This window comes from Acinetobacter johnsonii (assembly GCF_048551975.1).
Classification (GTDB): Bacteria; Pseudomonadota; Gammaproteobacteria; order Pseudomonadales; family Moraxellaceae; genus Acinetobacter; species Acinetobacter johnsonii_A.
Window position 1 is genome coordinate 1 of sequence record NZ_JBIMCF010000330.1, and the last position, 250, is coordinate 250.

The window sequence follows — 250 nt, forward strand, 5'->3', positions numbered from 1 at the left end:
CAGCTATATCGTAAAGCACGTGCCATTAAAGGCATTAAAAAGATTCTGATTGGTTCAGGCTTGCGCTATGACTTGGCGGTGTTAAACCCTGACTATGTCAAAGAATTGGTACAGCATCATGTTGGTGGTTATTTAAAAATTGCGCCTGAACATACCGAAAAAGGTCCATTGTCGATGATGATGAAACCAGGCATCGGGACCTATGATCGTTTCAAGCAAATGTTTGATCGTTTCAGTAAGGAAGCAGGTA

The 250-nt window shown here is 41.6% G+C and carries 1 pseudogene; it reads left to right on the plus strand.

The features are described from left to right. Positions 1-250, plus strand: a pseudogene (locus ACG9ZB_RS17690) (YgiQ family radical SAM protein); the annotation flags it as partial.